The sequence below is a fragment of the Methylobacterium guangdongense genome, assembly GCF_038442355.1.
Taxonomy (GTDB): Bacteria; Pseudomonadota; Alphaproteobacteria; order Rhizobiales; family Beijerinckiaceae; genus Methylobacterium; species Methylobacterium guangdongense.
Genome location: NZ_JBBXMX010000007.1, coordinates 24,057 through 46,149 on the forward strand (window position 1 = coordinate 24,057; position 22,093 = coordinate 46,149).

At 68.6% G+C, this 22,093-nt stretch carries 28 protein-coding genes; 26 read left to right on the plus strand and 2 right to left on the minus strand.

The window, feature by feature from the left end; translation table 11 throughout:
- Positions 1-49: 49 nt before the first annotated feature.
- From flaF to AAHG09_RS15105, 10 genes are all read left to right on the plus strand, one after another.
- A complete protein-coding gene (gene flaF, locus AAHG09_RS15060) occupies positions 50-397 on the plus strand; it encodes a flagellar biosynthesis regulator FlaF (protein ID WP_342108186.1) in 348 nt (115 codons plus the stop codon).
- On the plus strand, positions 394-816 hold the full coding sequence (gene flbT, locus AAHG09_RS15065) for a flagellar biosynthesis repressor FlbT (RefSeq protein ID WP_342108187.1): 423 nt from the start codon (positions 394-396) through the stop codon (positions 814-816). The genes flaF and flbT overlap by 4 nt, the downstream gene beginning before the upstream one ends.
- A 100-nt stretch (positions 817-916) precedes the next feature.
- Positions 917-1,360: a flagellar hook assembly protein FlgD gene (flgD, locus tag AAHG09_RS15070; protein WP_342108188.1), complete on the plus strand. Its 444-nt coding sequence runs from the start codon at positions 917-919 to the stop codon at positions 1,358-1,360.
- Positions 1,361-1,374: 14 nt separating this feature from the next.
- Positions 1,375-1,641 (plus strand): flagellar biosynthesis protein FliQ, encoded by a 267-nt coding sequence (gene fliQ, locus AAHG09_RS15075; RefSeq protein ID WP_342108189.1) that lies wholly within the window; start codon positions 1,375-1,377, stop codon positions 1,639-1,641.
- Positions 1,642-1,741: 100 nt separating this feature from the next.
- Positions 1,742-3,832 (plus strand): flagellar biosynthesis protein FlhA, encoded by a 2,091-nt coding sequence (flhA, locus tag AAHG09_RS15080; protein ID WP_342108190.1) that lies wholly within the window; start codon positions 1,742-1,744, stop codon positions 3,830-3,832.
- Positions 3,833-3,837: 5 nt separating this feature from the next.
- Entirely contained in the window at positions 3,838-4,584 is a 747-nt protein-coding gene (gene fliR / locus AAHG09_RS15085) for a flagellar biosynthesis protein FliR (RefSeq protein WP_342108191.1), read from the plus strand.
- Positions 4,585-4,596: 12 nt separating this feature from the next.
- The gene (locus AAHG09_RS15090; protein ID WP_342108192.1) at positions 4,597-5,115 is read left to right on the plus strand and encodes a hypothetical protein; all 519 of its coding nucleotides are present in this window, start codon (positions 4,597-4,599) and stop codon (positions 5,113-5,115) included.
- On the plus strand, positions 5,112-5,585 hold the full coding sequence (locus tag AAHG09_RS15095) for a rod-binding protein (RefSeq protein WP_342108193.1): 474 nt from the start codon (positions 5,112-5,114) through the stop codon (positions 5,583-5,585). Before AAHG09_RS15090 ends, AAHG09_RS15095 begins: the two co-directional genes overlap by 4 nt.
- Before the next feature lie 124 nt (positions 5,586-5,709).
- Positions 5,710-6,045 (plus strand): flagellar protein FlgN, encoded by a 336-nt coding sequence (locus AAHG09_RS15100; RefSeq protein WP_342108194.1) that lies wholly within the window; start codon positions 5,710-5,712, stop codon positions 6,043-6,045.
- 6 nt (positions 6,046-6,051) lie between these two features.
- The gene (locus AAHG09_RS15105) at positions 6,052-6,501 is read left to right on the plus strand and encodes a hypothetical protein (protein WP_342108195.1); all 450 of its coding nucleotides are present in this window, start codon (positions 6,052-6,054) and stop codon (positions 6,499-6,501) included.
- Between the two features lie 98 nt (positions 6,502-6,599).
- Here the strand turns inward: AAHG09_RS15105 and AAHG09_RS15110 are convergent, their stop codons facing one another.
- Positions 6,600-7,091: a hypothetical protein gene (locus AAHG09_RS15110; protein WP_342108196.1), complete on the minus strand. Its 492-nt coding sequence runs from the start codon at positions 7,089-7,091 to the stop codon at positions 6,600-6,602.
- A gap of 157 nt (positions 7,092-7,248) precedes the next feature.
- A complete protein-coding gene (locus AAHG09_RS15115) occupies positions 7,249-9,159 on the minus strand; it encodes a hypothetical protein (RefSeq protein WP_342108197.1) in 1,911 nt (636 codons plus the stop codon).
- A gap of 331 nt (positions 9,160-9,490) precedes the next feature.
- Here AAHG09_RS15115 and AAHG09_RS15120 point away from each other — a divergent pair, with 331 nt between their 5' ends.
- The 16 genes from AAHG09_RS15120 to AAHG09_RS15195 all read left to right on the plus strand — a co-directional run bounded on the left by AAHG09_RS15120 (position 9,491) and on the right by AAHG09_RS15195 (position 22,090).
- On the plus strand, positions 9,491-10,174 hold the full coding sequence (locus tag AAHG09_RS15120; protein ID WP_342108198.1) for a response regulator transcription factor: 684 nt from the start codon (positions 9,491-9,493) through the stop codon (positions 10,172-10,174).
- Between the two features lie 218 nt (positions 10,175-10,392).
- The gene (gene flgB, locus AAHG09_RS15125; RefSeq protein WP_342108199.1) at positions 10,393-10,779 is read left to right on the plus strand and encodes a flagellar basal body rod protein FlgB; all 387 of its coding nucleotides are present in this window, start codon (positions 10,393-10,395) and stop codon (positions 10,777-10,779) included.
- Positions 10,776-11,192, plus strand: coding sequence for a flagellar basal body rod protein FlgC (gene flgC / locus AAHG09_RS15130; RefSeq protein ID WP_342108200.1), 417 nt, complete (start codon positions 10,776-10,778; stop codon positions 11,190-11,192). The genes flgB and flgC overlap by 4 nt, the downstream gene beginning before the upstream one ends.
- Complete coding sequence (locus AAHG09_RS15135) at positions 11,192-11,524, plus strand: flagellar hook-basal body complex protein FliE (RefSeq protein ID WP_342108201.1); 333 nt, start codon at positions 11,192-11,194, stop codon at positions 11,522-11,524. The genes flgC and AAHG09_RS15135 overlap by 1 nt, the downstream gene beginning before the upstream one ends.
- An 89-nt stretch (positions 11,525-11,613) precedes the next feature.
- Positions 11,614-12,402, plus strand: a complete 789-nt coding sequence (flgG, locus tag AAHG09_RS15140) for a flagellar basal-body rod protein FlgG (RefSeq protein ID WP_342108202.1) — start codon at positions 11,614-11,616, stop codon at positions 12,400-12,402.
- 4 nt (positions 12,403-12,406) lie between these two features.
- On the plus strand, positions 12,407-12,913 hold the full coding sequence (gene flgA / locus AAHG09_RS15145; RefSeq protein WP_342108205.1) for a flagellar basal body P-ring formation chaperone FlgA: 507 nt from the start codon (positions 12,407-12,409) through the stop codon (positions 12,911-12,913).
- Positions 12,913-14,025 carry a flagellar basal body P-ring protein FlgI gene (gene flgI, locus AAHG09_RS15150; RefSeq protein ID WP_342108206.1) on the plus strand — a complete coding sequence of 371 codons (1,113 nt, stop codon included), beginning with the start codon at positions 12,913-12,915 and terminating at the stop codon, positions 14,023-14,025. Before flgA ends, flgI begins: the two co-directional genes overlap by 1 nt.
- On the plus strand, positions 14,022-14,258 hold the full coding sequence (locus tag AAHG09_RS15155) for a hypothetical protein (RefSeq protein ID WP_342108208.1): 237 nt from the start codon (positions 14,022-14,024) through the stop codon (positions 14,256-14,258). The genes flgI and AAHG09_RS15155 overlap by 4 nt, the downstream gene beginning before the upstream one ends.
- Entirely contained in the window at positions 14,259-14,621 is a 363-nt protein-coding gene (locus tag AAHG09_RS15160; RefSeq protein WP_342108454.1) for a MotE family protein, read from the plus strand.
- Positions 14,618-15,415: a flagellar basal body L-ring protein FlgH gene (gene flgH, locus AAHG09_RS15165; protein WP_342108210.1), complete on the plus strand. Its 798-nt coding sequence runs from the start codon at positions 14,618-14,620 to the stop codon at positions 15,413-15,415. Before AAHG09_RS15160 ends, flgH begins: the two co-directional genes overlap by 4 nt.
- Positions 15,416-15,598: 183 nt before the next feature.
- Positions 15,599-16,078, plus strand: coding sequence for a flagellar basal body-associated FliL family protein (locus tag AAHG09_RS15170; RefSeq protein ID WP_342108211.1), 480 nt, complete (start codon positions 15,599-15,601; stop codon positions 16,076-16,078).
- A 53-nt stretch (positions 16,079-16,131) separates the two neighbouring features.
- Complete coding sequence (fliP, locus tag AAHG09_RS15175) at positions 16,132-16,869, plus strand: flagellar type III secretion system pore protein FliP (protein ID WP_342108213.1); 738 nt, start codon at positions 16,132-16,134, stop codon at positions 16,867-16,869.
- A gap of 277 nt (positions 16,870-17,146) precedes the next feature.
- Positions 17,147-18,349, plus strand: a complete 1,203-nt coding sequence (locus AAHG09_RS15180) for a flagellin N-terminal helical domain-containing protein (RefSeq protein WP_342108214.1) — start codon at positions 17,147-17,149, stop codon at positions 18,347-18,349.
- Positions 18,350-18,516: 167 nt separating this feature from the next.
- Positions 18,517-20,181: a flagellar basal-body MS-ring/collar protein FliF gene (fliF, locus tag AAHG09_RS15185; protein ID WP_342108215.1), complete on the plus strand. Its 1,665-nt coding sequence runs from the start codon at positions 18,517-18,519 to the stop codon at positions 20,179-20,181.
- A complete protein-coding gene (locus tag AAHG09_RS15190) occupies positions 20,181-20,825 on the plus strand; it encodes a hypothetical protein (protein ID WP_342108217.1) in 645 nt (214 codons plus the stop codon). The genes fliF and AAHG09_RS15190 overlap by 1 nt, the downstream gene beginning before the upstream one ends.
- Before the next feature lie 2 nt (positions 20,826-20,827).
- Positions 20,828-22,090: a MotB family protein gene (locus AAHG09_RS15195; RefSeq protein ID WP_342108218.1), complete on the plus strand. Its 1,263-nt coding sequence runs from the start codon at positions 20,828-20,830 to the stop codon at positions 22,088-22,090.
- The last annotated feature ends 3 nt before the right edge of the window (positions 22,091-22,093 follow it).

Sequence of the window (22,093 nt, forward strand, 5' to 3'; positions counted from 1 at the left end):
TGTCCGTGCCGAGCCGACACACAGATTAGACACAAGAGGCATTCCTGCGATGTACGGCGCGTCTTACGCGGAGATGATGGATGAATCGCCCGCGCTCGCCCGGGAACGGGAACGGGAGGCCTTCGATCGGGCCATCGAACTGATGAAGCAGGCCGCAGGGGCCAACACGCCGCTGGAGGTCCGCCAGGAGGCGACCAGTTTCCTGCAGCGCCTGTGGAGCCTGCTCATCGAGGATCTGGCCAATCCCGAGAACGCTCTGCCGATGGAACTGCGGGCGGATCTGATCTCTATCGGCCTGTGGAACATGAGCCGCGCCGATCAGATCCTGCAGGGCGATGCCAGCGGCTTCGAAGCCCTGATCTACGTGAACACGCTCGTTCGGGACGGTCTGCAATGAGCCGCTCGATCAACCTCAGCCTGCGCGGCAACGAGCGGATCTTCATCAACGGCGCCGTCCTGCGGGTGGACCGCAAGGTCACGATCGAGTTGCTCAACGACGCCACGTTCCTCATGGAAGCGCATGTGCTGCAGGCGGAGCAGGCGACCACGCCGATCCGCCAGCTCTACTTCATCGCGCAGGCGATGCTGATCGATCCGAGCAATGCCGACCAGGTCCGGCACGCCTACGCCGAAGTCGACAACGCCATCGTGGCGAGCGATCCCGGCGCAGAGGTCACTTCCGCCCTCGCGGCGGCCCGGAACTTCCTGACGGCCGGCCGGCCCTTCGAGGTCCTGCGGATCCTGCGGGGTCTTTTCGGATCGGACGGTTCACAGCCCTCCCAGGGCGCGGGCGCGATCACCCATCAGGTCGCCTGAGGGCGCGGCCTTGTTTTGACCCGCTCTCCGCCGGGCCGGCGTTCATCGCGGCGGAGAGCGACCAGCGGCCCGAGCAACCCCACAGGAGGGAGATCAAGTCATGTCCTCGTCAGCAGCCATCAACACCGGATCCTCCGACGCGGCCGCAGACGCAGCGAAGGCCGCCGCAGCCAAGGCGGCCGCCGAAAAGAAGGCGGCCGCGGCGAAGCAGACGACGCTGAACTACGACAACTTCCTCAAGTTGCTCATGGCTCAGATGAAGAATCAGAACCCGACCGACCCGATGAAATCGACGGAGTACATGGGGCAATTGGCGACGTTCTCGCAGGTCGAGCAGAGCGTCAACACCAACAGCAAGCTCGACGCGCTGCTCGCCTCCTCGGCCATGTCCCAGGCCGGAAACCTCGTCGGCCGCAGCGTCACCTCCGCCGACCGGACGACCACCGGAACGGTCACCTCGGTCGAGATGACCAAGGACGGGCTGGTCGCGCATCTCGATAGCGGCAAGGATGTGCCGTACGAGGTCGGGATGACCGTGTCGTAGCGGTTCTCGCCGCCATGAACGAGATCGATGCCCTGGAACTCGTCCGCACCGCCATCTGGACGATCATCGTCGCCTCCGGGCCGGCGGTCGGAGCCGCCATGCTGGTGGGGATCCTGATCGCCCTGTTCCAGGCGCTGACCCAGATCCAGGAGGTGACCCTCACCTTCGTGCCGAAGATCGTGGCCGTCCTGGTCGTCATGATCCTCACCGGCTCCTTCGTCGGGGGTCAGATCTACGCCTTCACCGAGATGGTCTACGGCCGGATCGTCTCCGGTTTCTGAGACGCCGCGCGAACCGGACCCCGCGCCGGGCGGGGCCGGCGCAACCCAGGCGCAAGCTTGCTGAGCCAGAAGCGGCCTTCATACGGAGAGGGGCGAGAGCGTGGCAGCGGGCGTTGAAGCGCTGGCGCCGGAGAGCAAGGTCCGGCGGGATGTGTGGTTCGCGATCGGGATCATCGCGATCCTCGCGGTCCTGTTCCTGCCTGTCCCGGCGGTCCTGATCGATATCGGGCTGGCGCTCTCCATCGCCTTCTCGGTCCTGATCCTGATGGTGGCGCTCTGGATCCGGAAGCCGCTCGAATTCTCGTCCTTCCCGACCATCCTCCTGATCGCGACCCTCCTGCGCCTCGCGCTCGGGATCGCGACCACGCGCCTGATCCTGTCCAACGGCGATGCCGGCGTCGACGCGGCCGGTCACGTGATCCAGGGCTTCTCGCAGTTCGTCATGGGCGGCGATTTCGTGATCGGCCTCGTGGTGTTCGCCATCCTGATCACGGTGAACTTCCTGGTGATCACCAAGGGCGCCACCCGCATCGCCGAGGTCGGAGCGCGCTTCACCCTCGACGCGATTCCCGGCAAGCAGATGGCGATCGACGCCGATCTCTCGGCGGGCCTCATCGACGACAAGGAGGCGCAGCGGCGGCGGCAGGAGATGGAGGAGGAGAGCGCCTTCTTCGGCTCCATGGACGGAGCGTCGAAATTCGTGCGCGGCGAGGCGGTCGCGAGCCTGATCGTCATCGCGGTCAACATCTTCGGCGGGATCATCATCGGCGTCACCCGCCACGGCCTGCCGCTGGCGAAGGCGGCCGACGTCTTCACCAAGCTGTCCGTCGGTGACGGCCTCGTTGCGCAGATCCCGGCCCTGATCGTGTCGCTGGCGGCGGGCCTGCTGGTCTCGAAGGGCGGCACGAAGGGCACCGCCGAGCAGGCGATCGTGGGCCAGCTCGGCGCCTATCCGCGGGCGCTGTTCGTCTCCGCCGGCATGATGGGCCTCTTCGCGGTCATGCCGGGGATGCCGTTCGTGCCCTTCGCGCTCCTGGGCGCGCTGATGGCCACCATCGCCTACCTGATCCCGCGCCGGATCGCCGACGCGCGATCGAAGGTCGAGGCCGAGGCGCAGGCCCAGGAGGAGCAGCGCCTGCTGGAGAGCCGCGAGAGCGAGGCCGTCAAGGACTCGCTCAGGACCGCCGAGATCGAGCTCCGGCTCGGCAAGCACCTCGCCGTGCAGATCCAGGGCGCCCGGCAGGAGCTGGCCCACCGGGTCGGCCGGATGCGCCGGAAATTCGCGCAGCAATACGGATTCGTGGTGCCGGACATCAAGCTGGTCGAATCGCACACCGTCGGCAGCAAGACCTACGAGATCGCCATCCACGGAACCGTGATCGCCGCGCAGCAGGTGCGCCCCGGCGAGATGCTGATCGTGGTGGGCGACGGGCCGCTGCCCACCATTGCCGGCGAGGAGGTGCGCGAGCCGGCCTTCGGCATGCGGGCCGTCTGGGTCCCGGAGGGCTACGCCCAGGAGGCCAAGCGCGAGGGCTTCAGCCCGATCGACTGCAACTCGGTCATGCTGACCCATGTCAGCGAGGTCATCCGCAACAACCTGCCGCAGCTCCTGTCCTACAAGGACCTGCGGATGCTCATGGACCGGCTGGACTCCGAGTACAAGCGCTTGGTCGACGACATCTGCCCGTCGCAGATCTCGTATTCGGGCCTGCAGGCGGTGCTCAAGCTGCTGCTCGCCGAGCGGGTGTCGATCCGCAACCTGCACCTGATCATCGAGGCCATCGCCGAGATCGTCCCCCATGCCCGCCGCGCCGAGCAGATCGCCGAGCATGTCCGGCTGCGCGTCGCGCAGCAGATCTGCGGCGACATCGCCGAGAACGGCGTCCTCAACGTCCTGCGCCTCGGGACGCGCTGGGATCTCAGCTTCCACCAGGCCCTGAAGCGCGATGCGAAGGGCGACGTGGCGGAGATCGACATGGATCCGCGGCTGATCGAGCAGTTCGGCGTGGAGGCCTCGGAGGCGATCCGGGCCCATATGAAGACGTCCCACAAATTCGCCCTGGTCACCGCGCCGGAGGTGCGCGGCTACGTGCGGATGATCATCGAACGCCTCTTCCCGACGATCCCCGTGCTGTCGCATGTCGAGATCGCCCGGGGGGTCGAGATCAAGTCCCTCGGCACGATCTCCTGATCCGGATGATCCCCGAGACGCTGCTGGGCGTATTCATGATCTTCTGCCGGATCGGCGGCTGCCTGATGATCACCCCGGGCCTGTCGAGCCAGCGGGTGGCGCAGCGCGTCCGCCTGTTCGTCGCCCTGACGGTGACCCTGGCGGTGTCGCCGCTGCTCCTGCCGAAGTTCGGCGCGCAGCTGCGCGATGCGGCGCCGGCCGACACGCTGTGGTGGATCGGCTGCGAGACGCTCACCGGGCTCGCCATCGGCTTCTTCGGCCGGGCCTTCTTCTTCGCCCTCGAGACGCTGGCGACCGCCGTGGCGACGATGATCGGCCTCGGGGGCATCCCGGGCAATCCGGTGGCCGAGACCGAGGGGGCCTCGCTGGCCGGCTCGCTGATCTCGATGGGCGCGACGATGCTGGTCTTCGCCATGGATCTGCACTGGGAGTTGTTCCGCGGCCTGATCGCCTCCTACGACCGCATCCCGCCCGGAGTCCCGTTCGGAGCGGGGCCGATGCTGGCGGGGTACGTCGACCGGATCTCCGAGGCCTTCGTCATGGCCGTGCGGGTGACGAGCCCGTTCGTCATCTACTCGGTGATGGTGAACCTCGCAATGGGACTCGCTAACAAGTTGACGCCGCAGATCCCGGTCTTCTTCATCGCGACGCCGTTCGTCCTGTTCGGCGGCATGCTGCTGCTGATGGTCCTCTACAAGGACATGCTCGCGCAGTTCATCCTCGCCTACGAGCACTGGCTGCGGTTGGGTTGAGGGGAGGCCGGGATGCAGTCGCGACTCGATCGGGCGACGCGGCTCCTCCGCGTGCAGGACCGGATGCGCCAGCTCGCCGAGCGGGAGCTCGCCAACGTGGAGCGCCGGGTGCAGGCGGCCGACACCGCCCAGGCGGACCTGATTCGCGCGCTCAACGAGGCCTCGGCGTTTCACGAGCCGCTCCGCGCCACGGCGCTCCACCGCCTGAAGAACCTCGCGGTCACCGCGCAGGAAGCGCGCGCCGAGCGGGAGGTCCGGGCGCGGCAGCTCCTCGACCGGGCCACGCAGCACAAGCGGACCGAGCACTGGGTCGGCCGGCTCGAAGTCGAACAGCAGCGGGCGCGGGAGAAGCGGGACTGGGCCGAACGGCTCGACCTCCTGTCCCGCGCCCCCGCCGAGGCAAGCCTCCCGCCAGCCAAACCGGTTAGTGCGGCGGATGAGCCCGATGTTTCCGCGGCCGCGCCGGGACCGGCCGGTCCCGAGGACCGGACCGGCCGCGGCCCCACCCATCCGGATACGAGCACGCCGTGAGCGTCCAACCGCCCTCCGATATCGTCCTCGACGTGGCGCGCGCCGCCGATCCGGCCCGCTATCAGGCCGCCGTGACCAAGCTGTCGCAGGGTTCGCCCGCGACCTTCACCGACGCGCTCGGCGCGGCTGCGGCCGGACGGGCGGGTCTCCCCGCCGTGGCGCAGCCGAGCGCCGACACCGTGCTGACCCGCTTCCGGACCGCCGCGACGCTGGCGGCCCCCGGCCCCAAGGGAACGCCGGCGCAGCAATTCGAAGCCTTCGTCCTGCAGAGCTTCGTTGAATCGATGCTGCCCCAGGGGGCCTCGGCGGTGTTCGGCAAGGGCAATGCCGGGTCGATCTGGCGGTCGATGCTGGCCGAGCAGCTCGGCGCCCAGCTCGCCAAGTCGGGTGGGGTCGGCATCGCCCGGATGATCGACGCCGCGCATCCCGGCGCGGCAAATCCCGAAGCCGCCGCGCGCACGAAGGTCTAGAGCCGTGCCCGACCGCGTTGCGCGCGCGAACGGCTCTCAGGCCTTGGTTTGACGCGCCCGCGCGCGCCGAGCCGGTATCCACCTCGGCGGAGAGCGCTTTGAGCCCCGCCAACGGACGCGAATCATGCTGCTGTCATCCCTGGGCCGCCTCGAAGCGATCATCGATGCCGAGACCGCCGCGCTCACGGCGCATGACCTGCAGGATCAGGACGATTTCAACCGCCGCAAGAGCCAGAGCCTGGTGGAACTCGCGCGGCTCGGCCGGGCGGTCGATCCGGCGCAGCTCAGCGCCGATGAGATCGACTGCCTGGAACGGGTCCGCGCCAAGCTCCGGCGCAACCACGAACTCCTCGGCATCCACCTGCGCGCCATGCAGGAGGTCTCGGACATCGTCTCCACCATGATCCAGAGCGCGGAATCCGACGGCACCTACTCCGCCGCCCTGCGCTATCAGGAGTGATCGCCCATGGCCCGGATCGTCATCACCGGACTCTGGATCTGCGCGATCACCGTCCTGTCCAGCTTCGCGGTGATCACCTGGATGCCGGCCTTTCCGAAGCCGAAGGCGGAGGAATATCTGGAGGGCCTCACCTACCAGAAGCTGAAGCCCCTCAATATCCCGATCATCGCGGAGGGCAGCGTTCAGGGCTACATCATGGCCACGATGATCTTCACGGCCGATTCGCACCTGATCAAGGGCATGGGCGTCACGCCGGCGCCGTTCGTCATGGACGAGTCGTTCCGGCAGATCTACGGCGACGGCGACCTCGATTTTCGCAATCTCAAGAAATACGACATCACCAAGCGCCTGGAAGAGATCAAGCGGCGGGTGAATGAACGGCTGGGCTCCGAGGTCGTCAAGGACGTGATGATCGAGAACTTCAACTTCGTCACGAAGAAGGACATTCGAAGCTAGGGCGCCGCGCAACGGGACGCCGGTTCGGCGCGCGGGAACACAGGCTTGGAGCCGCGCACGGCGGCGCCCAGGCAGAGCCCTGGCGCGGCCCCGCGAGATCAGCCTGCCAAGGCGCGCCGGACCGGCTCCCCCTCGACCGCGCCCAGCAGCCGAGCCAGGCCCTCCGCGGACGTGGCGATCAGCAGGCCGCCGGCCACGCACCGCACGCCCGAGAACCCGTACCGTAGCACGGTGCCGGCCTGCCCGCACCGCACCGCGAGGTCTCCGAACTGGCCGGCGACCGCGTGCGCCACGATATGCAGCCGCCGCTCCCCGTGCAGGGCGAAGACGCGCCGGGAGGCGTCGAGGGCGACCGCCACGGCGGCGTCGAAGTGCAGGAACCCCTCCGTCGAGAGGGGGCGGTCCCCGGCCACGAACCGATCGAGGACGGCGACGCCGGAGAGATCCTCCAGCAGCACGAAGGCCCGGACATGCCGGTAATCGGGCCCGTGAACGCTGGTCTCGATGCGGTGCAGGACTCCGTCGCCCAGGCTGACCGGCGCGTGGGCGAACCCCGCGCCCGCGCCGGGCTCGCGGCCATCCGGAATCACGACGTTGTGCGCCCGCGCCGCCGGCAGATGCCGCCCTTCCCCCTCCGTGATCCAGCGGAAGCCCCCCGCCGCGAAGGTGAAGGCGGTGCAATCCCGATGGTCCTGCGGATGGACCTGCTCGGAGAAATCCGCCGTGAAGGCGGCCCATCCGGTTCCGTCATCCGGCCGGCGCAGGCTGAGGACATTGGGCCGCCCCGGCCGCGGGTCGCGCCCGCGAGGCCGCCAGCCGTTTCAGCCAGCCGACCCGGTCGGGATGGTCCGGCGCATCGTCGAACGGGGGCAGGGCGCCGTCCGGCTCGAACAGGGCGGCGAGGCCGGCCCAGGCCCCCGGGACCCGCTCGTCCAGGAGGGTGCCCAGGGCGGCCAGATCGGGCCGGGCATTCAGGGTGGGCAGGAGCACGAGGGCGAGGGTGAGGATCTCGAGGCGGCGGTGATACGAGGGCTCGACGATGCCCCCCAGGGGATCGATCAGCGCCTCGAAGCCGCGCCGCAGGGCGATCATCGCGAGGCCGGTCCAATGTCGTGCCATCGGGAAGGACGGGAGGGCGAGGCCCGCCGCCAGCAGGGCGGAGGCGACCTGGACCTCCAGCGGCGAGCCCGCCACCGTGTGCTGAGCCAGGATCTCCGCCAGCGCCGCGGCATGCCGGACGACCTCGCCACCCAGGATCCCGACGGCTGCCTCGTCCCCCGCATCCTGCACGGCGGCGGCGAGCAGGCCGAGCAGGGCTTCCAGGCGCAGCGCCATGCAGGCGGGGTGCAGGCTGAGGCCATCCGCGGGCCGGCCCCAGGGATTCGCCCGCGACCACGAGACCGCCGTCGCCACCGCCCGGTCGCGGATCGCGCGGTCCGGGCTCTCGGCGCCGCCGCAGGCCCAGGCCAGGGACTGGAAGGCGAGGCGCCACGCCCGCGACCGGTACGGATCGGCCGCCCAATCCGGCGCGTCCGGCAGCGCCCAGGCCGGATGGGGCGCGATCCGGATCGCGCCCTCGGCGAGGATGCAGGCATCGGGTCCGTCGCGCAGGCGCGTGACGTCGCGCAGCGGGGAGGGCCGTTCCGCCAGGGCGGCGGGATCGAGATAGGGCCGGATCGACGGCGCGCCGGGGCCGCCCTTCGCGGGGGAACCGCCGATGCGGCCGAGCAGCCGGGCCAGGAAGGCCGCGGCCCCCGGATCCGTGTCGTCCGCCAGGTCCGCCAGGCGCAGATCGTCGTCGAGCAGGACGTCCGGCACGCCCGCCAGGGCGAGGTCCGAGCCCGCGTCCCAGGCGGCGAACCCGATCGCCACCGTCGCAGCCCCGGGCGGCGGCGCCAGCTTCAGGGTGAAGCGATAGGCCTGCCGATGCACCGGGATGTCCAGGAAGGCGGGCATCGTCAGGGTGGCCAGGGTGCCGGGGTAGGGGGGCGGGATCGGGCTGCCGGCCGCGTCCCGATAGGCGATCCGGGCGAGGGCGCCTTCCGTCCCACCCCGCGCGATCACCTGCCCCTTGAACACCAGGGGGCGGCCCGGAATCAGGCCGTGCCGGAACCAGACCGGCTTCGCCGTGAGGGCGATCCGGCCGTCGCGCCCCAGCCGACCCTGGGGCGCCACCCCGGCCCCCGGGATGGCCGCGCCGGGTCCGATGGGCCGGATCGACGGATCGACGATCCGGAACGGCTGCGCGTTGCGCCAGCTCCGGATGACGACGGTCACCTCCGCGGCGGGCACCGGGAGGAAGAAGCGGCGCCGGAACAGGAGGGCGCGGGCGTCGGCGCCGGGACCGGGCCGGGCGGGGCCGGCAATCCAGTCGCCGTGCGCATCCATGGAGGTTCGGGCCAGACCCGGGACATGGGCGAAATCGACCTCGGACCGGTCCTGCGCCAGGAACGCGAAGCCGATCGCCGCGAAGTCCTTGGCGGCGGCGGCCGTCTCCGCGGCCGCGCAGATCATGCATGCGCCGAACTCATACCATTGCCCGGGGGCGAGGCCGGTGAACACGAGGACCGCCCGGGACCACCGATTCCTGTTGCCGACGATCGGGTCCCCCGCGGGAGGCGCAGCCCCAGGGTCCGCCCGCACCGATGCGGGCGGCATGGCGTGTTGTTCGTGCATCGGATCTGGCAATTCTCGAAGGACCAGCGTCGGCTGAGCAGCGCGCGGTCGCCTGAGCGGTACCGCAGCATGGCAAAATTGTTTTGTCCATGGGCGATGAAGATCTGTAAAATTTGCTTCAAACCGCCTCATAGATCCCGATCAATTTTCAATATTCTGACCTCATGCACCCGGACGTGAACTAGGCTGCGACCTGACAAATTGTTGACCCAATCCTCGACTTAGGTCACCGTGAACCTGCAGTTAAGATTTCTATCGTTCACAGAACTATCAGGTCGCTATACACGGACGCAGCGGAAGGAGCTTGGTGACAATGTACGTCATTGTCGACGATAGATCGATCGTCACGGAAGGATACGTCGCCAATTTTACTAGAGAAGGTGTTTCATCGGTCGGATTACTGTCTTCTGAATTCGAAGACTGGCTGCAAACGGCCCCTTCGGCCGATCTCGACGCGGTCCAGGGCTTCCTGCTGGGCGACGGTGAGCAGCGGTCCGACTGGCCGGATCTGATCCAGCGGCGGTCCCGCGCGCCGATCATCGCGATGATCGAGACCCGCTGCCTGACCGAGACGCTGCAGCTCTTCAGGGCCGGCATCGACGATGTCGTTCGCAAGCCCGTCCATGTCCGGGAAATCCTCGCCCGGACCGAGGCCGTGTGGCGGCGCGCGCAGCGCGAGGCCGCCAAGGACACGGCCGTGGTGGACCGGACCGCGCGGCTGAAGGTGTATTTCGACGGCCGCGACCCGGACATCGACGGGGAGAAGATCGTGCTGCCGCGCCGCGAGCGTCAGATCCTCGAGTTCCTGGTCCGCAACCGCGGGCGACGGATGACGAAGGAGCAGGTGTTCAACGCGGTCTACGGCGCCTTCACGGACGACGTCGACGAGAGCGTGATCGAGGGCCACATCAGCAAGCTTCGCAAGAAGCTGCGGCAGAAGCTGAGCTTCGATCCGATCGAGGTGCGGCGCTACCTCGGCTACGCGTTCGTGAACTGACGCGCGACCTGAGGCGGCGGGGCCGTCGCGACCGGCAGGCCAAGCGGCCGGCGGCACGCCTCCGCAAGCTTCGGACAAGACAGTCCGCGCAAAGATCGGCGGCCAAGCAACTGCCACGCTGTAGCGGACCGTCCCTTCAACGCGGCGGCCAGGGTCAGGTTTCCGGGATCCGGGGCCTCCCCGCCGCCGTCCTTGCCAAGCCGGAAAGCCGACAGGTCATGAACCCGATCTTCCTCTTCAATCTCGCCTCCCGGCAATTGCACCACCTCACGGCCCGCCAGGCCGTGATCGCCGGCAACGTCGCGAACGCCAACACCCCGGGCTATCAGGCCCGGGACCTGACCCCGTTCCGGGATGTGCTGAACAAGACGGCGCTGTCCATGGCGGCGACCCATGCCGGCCATCTGGGGATCGACGGGCCGAGCGCGCGGCCCGCCCGGGCGGCGGCGTCCGACGGCTGGGACGTCGTGCACTCCGGCAACTCGGTGAACCTGGAGGAGCAGCTGATGAAAGCCGGCGAGGTGAGCCGGGATCAGGCCCTCAACAGCGGCATCGTGAAGTCCTTCAACCGCATGCTGGCCATGAGCGTGAAGTCCGGCCAATGATCGATCCCCTCGTCGCCTCCTCGCGAATCGCCGGCTCCGGCATGGGTGCGCAATCCGAGCGGATGCGCGTCATCGCGGAGAACATCGCCAACGCCCAGTCGACCGGGCAGACGGCGGGCTCGGATCCCTACATCCGCAAGACGATCACGTTCCGCACGGCCCTCGACCGGGCTTCGGGAACCGCGGCCGTGGCAGTCCGCCAGATCGGCGAGGACAAGGCGCCGTTCAAGGTCGAGTACGACCCCGGCAATCCTGCGGCGGATCAGAACGGCAACGTCAAGCTGCCGAACGTGAACATGCTGATCGAGATGGCCGACATGCGGGAAGCCAACCGCTCGTACGAGGCCAATCTGCAGATGATCAAGCAGACCCGCTCGATGGTCTCCAGCATCATCGAACTCCTGAGGTCGTGATGATCCAGTCCCTCGCAGCCCTTGCGGGTACCTCCGACAAGACTTCGGTCTTCGGGCCGGGCGAGCTCGGCCTGGCGATGCCGGGGGTCCGGCAGACCACCCCCTCGGCGGGCGCCGCCTCCTTCGGCGATCTCATGTCCCAGGTCGCCGGCCAGATGCGCGACACCGTGAAGACCGGTGAGGCGACCGCGATCGCCGGGATCCAGGGCAAGGCTTCGACCCAATCGGTGGTCGAGGCCGTGATGTCGGCCGAGCAGACGCTCCAGACCGCGGTGGCGATCCGCGACAAGGTCGTCTCGGCCTACCTCGAGATCGTCCGCATGGCGATCTGACGCGGCCGCCGGGGCGCCGCCCGATTCGGGGCTGCGCGCCGCCGGCACCCAGACACGGATCTCCCCTTCTTTCCGGCAAGGACCTGATCATGAGAGCGCTCGCCATCGCGGCCACGGGCATGAACGCCCAGCAGTTGAACGTCGAAGTCATCGCCAACAACATCGCGAATCTGAACACGACGGCGTTCAAGGCGGCGCGGGCGGAGTTCAAGGACCTGATCTACCAGGCCGAGCGGCCCGCGGGCGTGCCGATCCAGGCCGGCGAATCGGGGATCCCGGAAGGGGCGATGCTGGGGCTCGGCGTCCGCAACACGGCGATCCGGAACCTGCATCGGCAGGGGCCGCTGACCAACACGACGAACCCCCTGGATCTGGCGATCAACGGCCGGGGCTGGTTCCAGGTCACGATGCCGAACGGCGAGATCAACTACACGCGCGCCGGCTCCTTCAACAAGAACGCAGACGGCCGCCTGGTCACGGCCGAGGGCTACAGCGTCGATCCCGCGATCATCATCCCGCAGAACGCCGTCGACGTGATGATCAACGAGACCGGGCAGGTCATGGTCAAGGTGGACGGCCAGCAGCTGCCGCAGACGATCGGCCAGCTGCAGCTCGCCAACTTCACCAACGATGCCGGGCTCGAGCCCCTGGGCAACGGCCTGTACCGCGAGACGGCGGCCTCCGGCCTGCCGGTGACGGGCTTCGCCGCCGACCCGGGCTTCGGCAAGGTTCAGCAGGGCTATCTGGAGCTGTCCAACGTCGATCCGGTCAAGGAGATCACCACGCTGATCTCGGCGCAGCGGGCGTTCGAGATGAACTCGAAGGTGATCCAGGCGGCCGATGAGATGGCCGGCACGATCTCGAAGGGCATCCGCTAAGATCATGACCCGAGACGCTCGCCCCGTGCGGATCGCGGCGCGGATGATCCGGGCCCTGGGGGCCGGCCGCATGGTCGGGGCCTGGGCGCTCGGCCTCGCCGCCTGCCCCGCCGCCGCCGCGGATCAGGTGCTGCCGGTGCCGGTGGCGACGATCTACGCGGGCGACGTCATCAAGCCGACGATGCTGCGCGACCAGACGTTCCCGGAGAATTACAGGCCGCGCCTGCCCGTCGTCGATTCGGCGGCGCGGGCGGTCGGCAAGATCGCGCGGCGGACCTTGCTGCCCGGCGAGACGATACCGTCGATCGCGCTGGAGGAGGCGAAGCTCGTGACCCGCGGCGCGCCGACCACCATCGTGTTCGAGGAACACGGCGTCGCGATCTCGACGCTGGGCACCGCCCTGGCGAACGCCACGGTGAACGAGGCCGTGAGCGTCCGCAACACCGCCACGGGGCGGGTGATCCAGGGCATCGTCCAGCCGGATGGCCGCGTCCGGACGGGGCAGCCGTGATGCGCAGGCCGATTCTCCTGCTGGCCGGGCTGGTCCTGGCGGGGCTCGCCCTCTGGCCGGCCCCCGCGGCGGCGACGCGGATCAAGGACATCGCCGCGCTGCAGGGGGTGCGCGACAACCAGATCGTCGGCTACGGACTGGTCACCGGCCTGCAGAGCACCGGCGACACCCTGCGCAACTCGCAGTTCACTGAGCAATCCCTGCAATCGATGCTGGACCGGTTGGGCATCAACGTGCGCGACCAGCGGCTGCGGACCCGCAACGTCGCGGCCGTGATGGTGACGGCGAATCTCCCCGCCTATATCGAGCCGGGCTCGCGGGTCGACGTGTCGGTCAACTCCCTGGGTGACGCGACCTCCCTGCGCGGCGGCACCCTGCTGATGACGCCGCTCGCGGGGGGCGACGGGCAGGTCTACGCCGTCGCCCAGGGTGCCCTCGTGGTCTCGGGCTTCAGCGCCACCGGCCAGGCCGAATCGCTGATCTCGGGCGTGGCGACGGCCGCGCGGATCCCCAACGGCGCGCTGGTGGAGCGGTCCGTGGCCGGCACGTTCCGCGACCTGCCGGGCATGTCCCTCGAACTGAAGAACCCGGATTACCGCACCGCCGTCCTGATCGCGGACGCGATCAACGCGTACACGCTGCAGAAATACGGCCACCTTGCCGCGAGCCCGCGCGACTACCGCACCGTGGTCCTGTCCCGCCCCGGCCATGTCGGGCGGACGCGGTTCATGGCCGAGATCGGCGAGTTGCAGGTCCAGCCCGACATCCCCGCCAAGGTGGTGATCGACCAGCGGACCGGCACGGTCGTGATCGGCCGGAACGTTCAGATCTCCACCGTGGCGGTGACGCACGGCGATCTGACGGTGCGCATCACCGAGACGCCGCAGGTGTCCCAGCCCGCCCCGTTCTCGGACGGCCAGACCACCGTGGTGCCGCGGACCGACATCCAGGCGGGCGAGCAGACGGGCCGGCTGGCCATCGTGTCGGGTCCCGACCTCCAGACCCTGATCCGCGGCCTGAACAATGTCGGGATGAAGCCGACGGACGTGATCGCGATCCTCCAGGCGGTGAAGACAGCGGGCGCCCTGCAGGCGGAGCTGGTGATCCAATGACCGGTCCGGTCCTGGGGCGCCGCTGGCTCGGCCTTGCCCTCGCGGTGGCCGCAAACCTGGCGGCCGCACCGACGATCGCCCAGCAGAAGCCGGCCGATGCCAAGCCGGCGGAGCAGGGGCAGCCGTCGCAATATTGCACGGGCATCGCCAACGCCGCCGCCGATGCCCGCTTCACGTGGCAGAAGGAGACGCTCGCGGCGCTGGCCAAGGATGTCGAGGCGCGGATCGGCTAGCTGGAGGCCAAGCGCGCCGAGTACGAGACCTGGCTCAAGCGCCGGCAGGCCTTCCTCGCCAAGGCGGACGAGAGTGTCACGGCGATCTACGCCAAGATGCGCCCCGAGGCCGCCTCCCAGCAGCTGACCGCCATGGACAGTGAGGCGGCGGCCGCGATCCTGACCCGCCTCGAACCGCGTGTCGCCAGCGCGATCATGAACGAGATGGATCCCGGCCGGGCCGCGCGCCTGGCCAACGTCATCACCAACACCCCCCCGAAGGAGCCGGTGCCGTTCCGGCCCGATGAGGGCCTCAAGCCGCCCCCGGAGCCGCGTTCGGAGACGGGGAACGGCCGCCCGCAGAACAGCGAGAAATCAGGATGACGCGGCTCGTGTGCACCCCGCCGCAGGGCAACCCGAACGCATGCCGGCGCGCCGCGCGCGCGGGATCGACGACGATCCGGCTGGCGGCGCGGTCGGGCGCGGTGCTCGCCGCCGTCGCGGCGCTGACGGCGCTCGGCGCCTGCGCGACGCCGATCCAGGAGATCGGCCGGGCACCGGCCCTGAGCCCCGTGGGCTACGGCATCGATCCGAGTCACAACGCGGTGCCGCCGCTCGCCGTCGCATCGGCGGCGCCTGGCTACCACTCGACCTGGGCCCAGCAGAGCGCCGACCTGTTCCAGGACCCGCGCGCCAAGAACGTCGGCGACGTCCTCACCGTGATGATCGCGATGAACGACAAGGCGCAGTTTGACAATTCCACGGACCGGTCGCGCGATTCGCGGGCCAAATCGAGCCTCGATTTCCAGTTCGACCTATTCGGTCTCTCGCCGGAATCGAAGAACCACTACGAGGTCAACGGCAACACCTCGACCAAGGGGCAGGGCACGATCGACCGCAAGGAGCAGCTCCGGCTGTCCGTCGCGGCCGTGGTCACGCACGTCTTCCCCAACGGCAATCTGATGATCAGCGGCTCCCAGGAGGTGCGCGTCAACTACGAGGTGCGCGTGCTGAACATCGCCGGCATCGTGCGGCCGCGGGACATCTCGCGCACCAACACGATCGACTACAACAAGATCGCCGAGGCGCGCGTCTCCTACGGTGGCCGGGGACGCCTCATGGAGGTGCAGCAGCCGGCCGTGGTCCAACAGGTCTACGACCTCGTCGCCCCGTTCTAGGCCCAGCCCGCAGAGGCGAGTGCCGGTTCGGCGCCCGGGGGCGCGCCAGATCCAGAGGGGGCGCTTCGCCCGATCGCGGCGTGATCGGGCGAAGCGCCCGGACCGCGTCCTGTCGGTCCGGGCACAGGCGCTTCGGTCACAACACAGGCGGAGAGAGCCTCCTCGCCGAGGCGGAGACGATCGATGGCGTCCGATTCCGAAGCCCCGCGCAAGGGCCGCTGGCTGTTGCTCCTCGCGGTCCTCACGGTCCTGGCGATCGGGGTCGGGGCGGCGAGCGGCATCTACATGATCACCAGGGTCGAGAAGGCCGTGGACGAGCGGAAGAAGGCCGAGGAGGAGAGCGTCCAGCGGGTGATCACCTATGATGCGGGCTTCACCGTGAAGAGCATCGGGACCGTGGTGACCAATCTCGCCAACCCGAGCGACGTCTGGGTCCGCCTCGAATCGTCGATCGTCGTGAAGAGCGGGGCCTTCGCCAATCCCGAGGCCGTGGCGGTCGAGATCCGACAGGATCTCCTCGCCTACATGCGCACGGTCTCGCTCTCGCAGATCGAGGGGCCGAGCGGCCTCAGCCACCTGCGGGAGGACCTGGCCGAACGGGTCCAGGTCCGCAGCAAGGGCCAGATCCGCGACTTCTTCATCGAAACGCTCGTCGTCCAGTAGGGCGACCGGCCGGCCCCCTGGCCCGGCCGAGCATCATCAGGACCGGTCTCGCCATGCTGCGTCGCGTCTCTCTGGCGGGCCTGCTGCTCCTCGTCGCCACGGCCGCGAGCGCCCAGGGCTTCAGCCTCGATCAGGTGCTGCCCCCCGGGAACGGGTCGATCAGCGGGCGGATGATCCAGCTCATCGCGCTGATGACGGTGCTGTCGATCGCGCCGGGCCTGCTCGTGATGGTGACGAGCTTCACCCGATTCGTCGTCGCCCTCTCGTTCCTGCGCTCGGGCCTCGGCCTGCAGAGTTCCCCGGCCAACCTCGTGCTGATCAGCCTGTCGCTGTTCATGACCTTCTACGTCATGGGGCCGACCTTCGACCGCGCGTGGCAGGACGGCGTCCGCCCGCTGACCGAGAACAAGATCACCGAAGAAGAGGCCTTCGCCAAGGTGACGGCGCCGTTCCGGGACTTCATGCTGGCCCATGTGCGCCCCAAGGACCTCGACACCTTCGCCGACATCGCGGCGGCGAACCTCCCCAACGCCCCGGACGGGGGCCGGACCGACCTGCGCGTCCTGATCCCGGCCTTCATGATCTCCGAATTGCGCCGGGGGTTCGAGATCGGCTTCCTGATCGCGCTGCCGTTCCTGGTCATCGACATGATTATCGGCATCATCGTCATGTCGATGGGCATGATGATGCTGCCTCCGACCGTCATTTCGCTCCCATTCAAGGTCCTGTTCTTCGTTCTCATCGATGGTTGGAACATGATCATCAGCGGACTCGTAAAATCTTATTTCTGATTTCTCAAAATCCCGACCTGACTCGATTCAAAAATTCATACCCAGCGAACCAAATCCCCAGACGCAGGTTGACTTGTGCTTTGAAATTCTCCATGTGACGCACGTCAGAGCGCAGAAATCGAAACACCGGCAACAGGTGCCCCGATGTTCTGCTTGTCTGACCCATAGCAGATTGACTCCCGTGCTTTGCATGTCGGGTCAAAGGCATGATGCCGCTCTGCTATGCCGGTGAAAACCCGGCATGTCCCACTTCCATGACTGATGAAGGGACATCCTTATGTCGAGCCTATTGACCAACACCGCCGCGATGACGGCGCTCACCACCCTCAAGACCACCAACCAAGACCTCGAGAAGTCCAGCAACCGCATCGCCACCGGCCAGAAGGTGGCGACCGCCGCCGACAACGCCGCCTACTGGTCGATCGCCACCACAATCCGCGCCGATAACGGCTCGCTGGGCGCCGTGAAGGACGCCATCGGCCTCGGCCTCGCGACCGTAAACGCGGCCGTCTCGGGCCTCGAGAACGTCAAGAACTCGTTCCTCGAGATCAAGAACCGCTTGACCGCGGCCCTGAACCCGAACGTCGACCGCAACAAGCTCCAGACCGAAATCGCCGCCCGCCAGAACGACCTCCGGACGGTCGCCTCCAGCGCCGCGACGAACGGTGAAAACTGGCTCGCCGTCGATTCGGGCTCGGGCAACTACGTGGCCGAGCGCAAGATCGTCGCCTCGTTCAGCCGCGTCCAGGGCCAGATCGCGGTCGGCACCGTGACGGTCAACGCCGACGAGACGAAGCTGTACGACGCCAAGTACTCGGCGGGCTCGACCGGTACCGGTGCATCCGATGCCGGAAACACGGCCAGCGGCATCGTCAAGACCTACACCGACGCCAAGACGGCCTACGACACGGCGACGACCACGTTCAACGCCAGCGACAAGGGAACGTCCGCGCTCGCGACCTACGAGACGGCGCAGAAGACCTGGAACACAGCGCAAAAGACCTTCTCCGACAACGTCGTGGCTCAGAACAAGACTGCGGCGACCGGCGGCACGGCTACGGCGGGCAAGGACGGCACGGGCGGTATCCTCAACAAGGAATACGCCGTCTTCGGTGCCGACGAGAACGGCCTCTACAAGAGCTATTCGCTGAGCGTCGACAAGATCGACATCTCGGCGATCCAGAACCAGGACCTGTCCAAGCTGCGCGCCTACGTCAACCTGGCCGACAAGGTGCTGAGCAACATCACCGACGTCGCCACCAAGCTCGGCGCCGTGCAGGCGCAGATCCAGACGCAGTCGAACTTCGTCGACGTCCTGATGAAGGGCAACGACAAGAGCGTCGGCATCCTGGTGGACGCGGACATGGAAGACGAGTCGACCAAGCTGAAGGCCCTCCAGGTCCAGCAGCAGCTCGGCGTCCAGTCCCTGTCGATCGCCAACCAGAGCACGCAGCAGATCCTCAGCCTGTTCCGCGGCTAAGGTCTTCCGCTCACCAAACCGCATCCGCCCCCGGGCGGATGCCGGCCGCGCGCTTCCGGGCGCGCGGCCTTTTGCGTGGCACCGGGCCGCCGGCACCACCATCCCCACACAAGATTGATGCGCCACCCTGGCGTCCCGCTCCCGCGGTGGAGGTCTGAGTCCCGTCGATGCCCGGTCGCGCGCATTTCGAGAAGCTTTGGCAGAACATCCTCGAGCTCGGCCCCCGGCGCCTGATCGCCCTGGGGCTGGTCGGGCTGACCGTGTTCCTGGCCGTGGGCCTGGGCGCCTATTATCTGAGCCGCCCCCTGCGGGAGACCCTCTATGCCGGCCTGAACCGCGACGACGTCACCCGGATGGGCGCCGTGCTCAAGGATGCCGGCATCCCGTTCGACGTCAGCTCGGACGGCACCGCCCTGCTGGTCAGCTACGGGCAGACCGCCCAGGCGCGCATGCTGCTCGCCGAGAAGGGCCTGCCCCAGAGCAGCAAGGCGGGCTACGAGCTGTTCAACGACCTGGGCTCCCTGGGCCTGACCTCGTTCATGCAGGACATCACCCGGGTCCGTGCCCTGGAGGGCGAGATCGCCCGCACGATCCAGACGCTCAAGGGCGTCAAGGCGGCCCGCGTCCACATCGTGATGCCCGATCCCGGCTCGTTCCGCCGGGAGCAGCAGCCCGCCACGGCCTCGGTGGTGGTGCACACGGAGCCGGCCAACGATCCCACGGTCGCCCCGGCGATCCGGCAGCTCGTGGCCGCCGCCATCCCCGGCATGAAGCCCGACAAGGTCACCGTGCTCAACACCGACGGGACCGTCCTGCTCGCGGGCGACGACGCCACCACCGCGCCCGCCGGCCGGCTGGCAGGGCTCGAGCAGACGATCAACCGGGAGATCCAGGACAATATCCGCCGGACGCTCACGCCCTATCTCGGCCCGAACAACTTCGAGGTCAGCGTCGTCGCGCGGCTGAACACCGACAAGACCAAGACCGACGAAACGATCTACAATCCCGATCAGAAGGTCGAGCGCGCGCAGCGGACCATCAAGGAATCCGAGAGCTCGCAGAACCGCGCGCCGCAGAAGCCGACCACGGCGCAGCAGAACGTGCCCGGCCAGAACGTCCAGGCCTCCGGGAACGAGAGTTCGAATTCCGAGAGCCAGCGCCGTGAGGAGCAGTCCAACTTCGAGATCTCCACGAAGAAGGTGGAGACGATCAGCGACGGCTACTCGGTCAAGAACCTGTCGGTCGCCGTTCTGGTGAACCGGACGCGGCTCGAATCCCTCGCCGGCGGGGCCAAGGATGCGCCGAAGGACGGCGCGAAGGACGCCGCCAAGATCGAGATCGAGCCGCAGATCACCGAGATCGAGCAGCTCGTGGCCTCGGCCTCGGGCTTCAACAAGGCGCGGGGCGACCAGATCAAGGTGGCGGCGGTCAGCTTCGTGAATGACGGCCAGCCGCTCACCCCCGTCCCGGCCCTCAGCTTCAGCGAGGTGCTGATGCGCCAGTCCGGCACCCTGATCAACGCGGCGACGATCCTGATCGTCGGGTGTCTGCTGATCTGGTTCGGCCTGCGCCCGGCGGTGAACGCGATCCTGGCACGCTCGCCGGAGATGGAAACCGAACTCGCGCTGGCGACGCCGGACGAGGAGGCCGCCCTCGCGGCCCTGCAGGCCGAGCAGGCGACGGCGGCGGCGGAGCCGCCCAACCTCATCGAGGACCTGACGGATCAGATGGCCCGCTCGCCGATCCGCCGGCTGGAGCAGCTGGTCGAGCTCGATGAGGAGCAGGTCGCCAACATCCTGAAGCAGTGGCTCACCCGCGAAGAGGCCGCGTGATGGCGGTCTCGCCCCCGGTCTGGACGGTCTTCTCGGGCACCGGCCAACGCAGATCCTCCACCTTCGCGGCGCTGACGCCCAAGCGCGCCGATGCGGAAACGTCCCCGTCCCCGCCCCCGTCACCGCCGCCGGATCTCGACGCCATCGCGGCGGCGGCCCGGGCGGAGGGCCGCCGGGAGGGCGAGGCGGCGGTCCGCGAGGCCGTGGAGGCCGCCGTCGCGGCGGAGCGGGAGACCGCAGCGGCCGCGCTCGCCGCGGCCCGGCAGCAATGGGTCGAGGCGGAATCGACGGTTCTGGCAGATGCGATCGCCGAGCAGGCGCGCGGGCTTGAAGAGCGCTTGGCGCAGAGTCTGGCGCGCGTCCTCCGCCCGTTCCTGTCGGAGGCCCTCCGGCAGGAGGCGATCCGCGACCTGCACGCGACGCTCGCATCCCTCGTGGCGGATGATCAGGCCGCGACGCTCGCGGTGACCGGACCGTCCGATCTCGTCGAGGCGCTGGTGCGCCGCCTCGACCTGCCGTCGGAGCGCGTCACCGTCACCGCCGAGGGGGGTCCCGACTTGCGGATCCGGTTGAACGGAACCCGGGTCGAGACGCGGCTCGGAGCCTGGGGTGAGCGCGTCGCAGCCCTGATCGAGGAGGGCTGAGCATGTCTGAAGGTGGAGAGATCATCATCGTCCGTCGGGTCGCCGACGAGGAGCACGAACATCACGGCGGCGTCTGGAAGATCGCCCTCGCCGACTTCATGACGACCCTGATGGCGCTCTTCCTCGTCCTGTGGCTCATCAAAGCCTCGAACGAGGAGACGAAGACCAGCATCGCCAACTACTTCAACCCGATCAGCCTGTCCGAGGCCCTGCCGGCCAAGAAGGGCGTGAACGATCCGAAGCCCGCCTCGGTGGATCCGAGCTCCGGCAACCTCGCGACCGATCCGGTGCGGAGCCAAGCCCCCACCACGTCCGAGGCCGAGGCGCGGGACAAGAACAGGACCCTGCCGCCGGGCTCGGTGGCGCGGGAACGGGAGCTGTTCCAGGATCCCTATTCCGTCCTGGCGACGCTCGCCACCGAGGTTGATCCGGACAGGCCGCAGAGCGCCACGATCGGCGACATCGGCGAGACGGGCCGGCGCGGCGGTGACGCGCCGCGCGATCCGTTCGATCCGCTCTATTGGCAGGTGACCAACCTCGCGCCCGCGAAGACCGACCGGCCCGCGCCCAGCGGAATCACGCCGCCGCCGGAGCAGACCCAGCCCGATGCCCGCGCCGCCGGGGTCACAGGGCCCAAGGACACCGACGCCAAGGACACTGCCGCCAAGGACACCGCCGCCAAGGCCACGGCGACCAAGACCACCGACGCCAAGGCCGCGGCGAAGGCGGGCGAGAGCCAGTCCGGAGACGGCAAGGAGGCCAAGGCCGCGGCGGCCGCCACCGGGACCGGACAGGGCCCGGATTCCGCGGCCGGCCAGGCGGCCCTGAAGGCCGAGATCGCCAAGATCTTTCCGCCCAGTGCAGTGGGCCCGCATGTCGAGGTTCAGGGGACGCCGGACGGCCTCTTGATCAACGTGACGGACGACCTGAACTTCAGCATGTTCGCGGTGGGCTCGGCGGAGCCCCGGCCGGAGATGGTGCGGGCCATGGAGCGCCTCGCCAAGGCGCTCGCCTCGCGCCCGGGACGGATCATCGTCCGCGGCCATACCGACAGCCGGCCGTTCCGCTCGGAGGTCTACGACAATTGGCGGCTCTCGACCGCGCGCGCCCATATGGCCTCCTACATGCTGACCCGGGCCGGCATCGGCGAAGGCCGGATCTGGCGCGTCGAGGGGGCCGCCGATCGGATGCCGCGCAACGCGGCGGATCCCAAGGCGCCCGAGAACCGGCGGATCGAGATCCTCCTTCAGGGGGCGCCGGGATGAGGC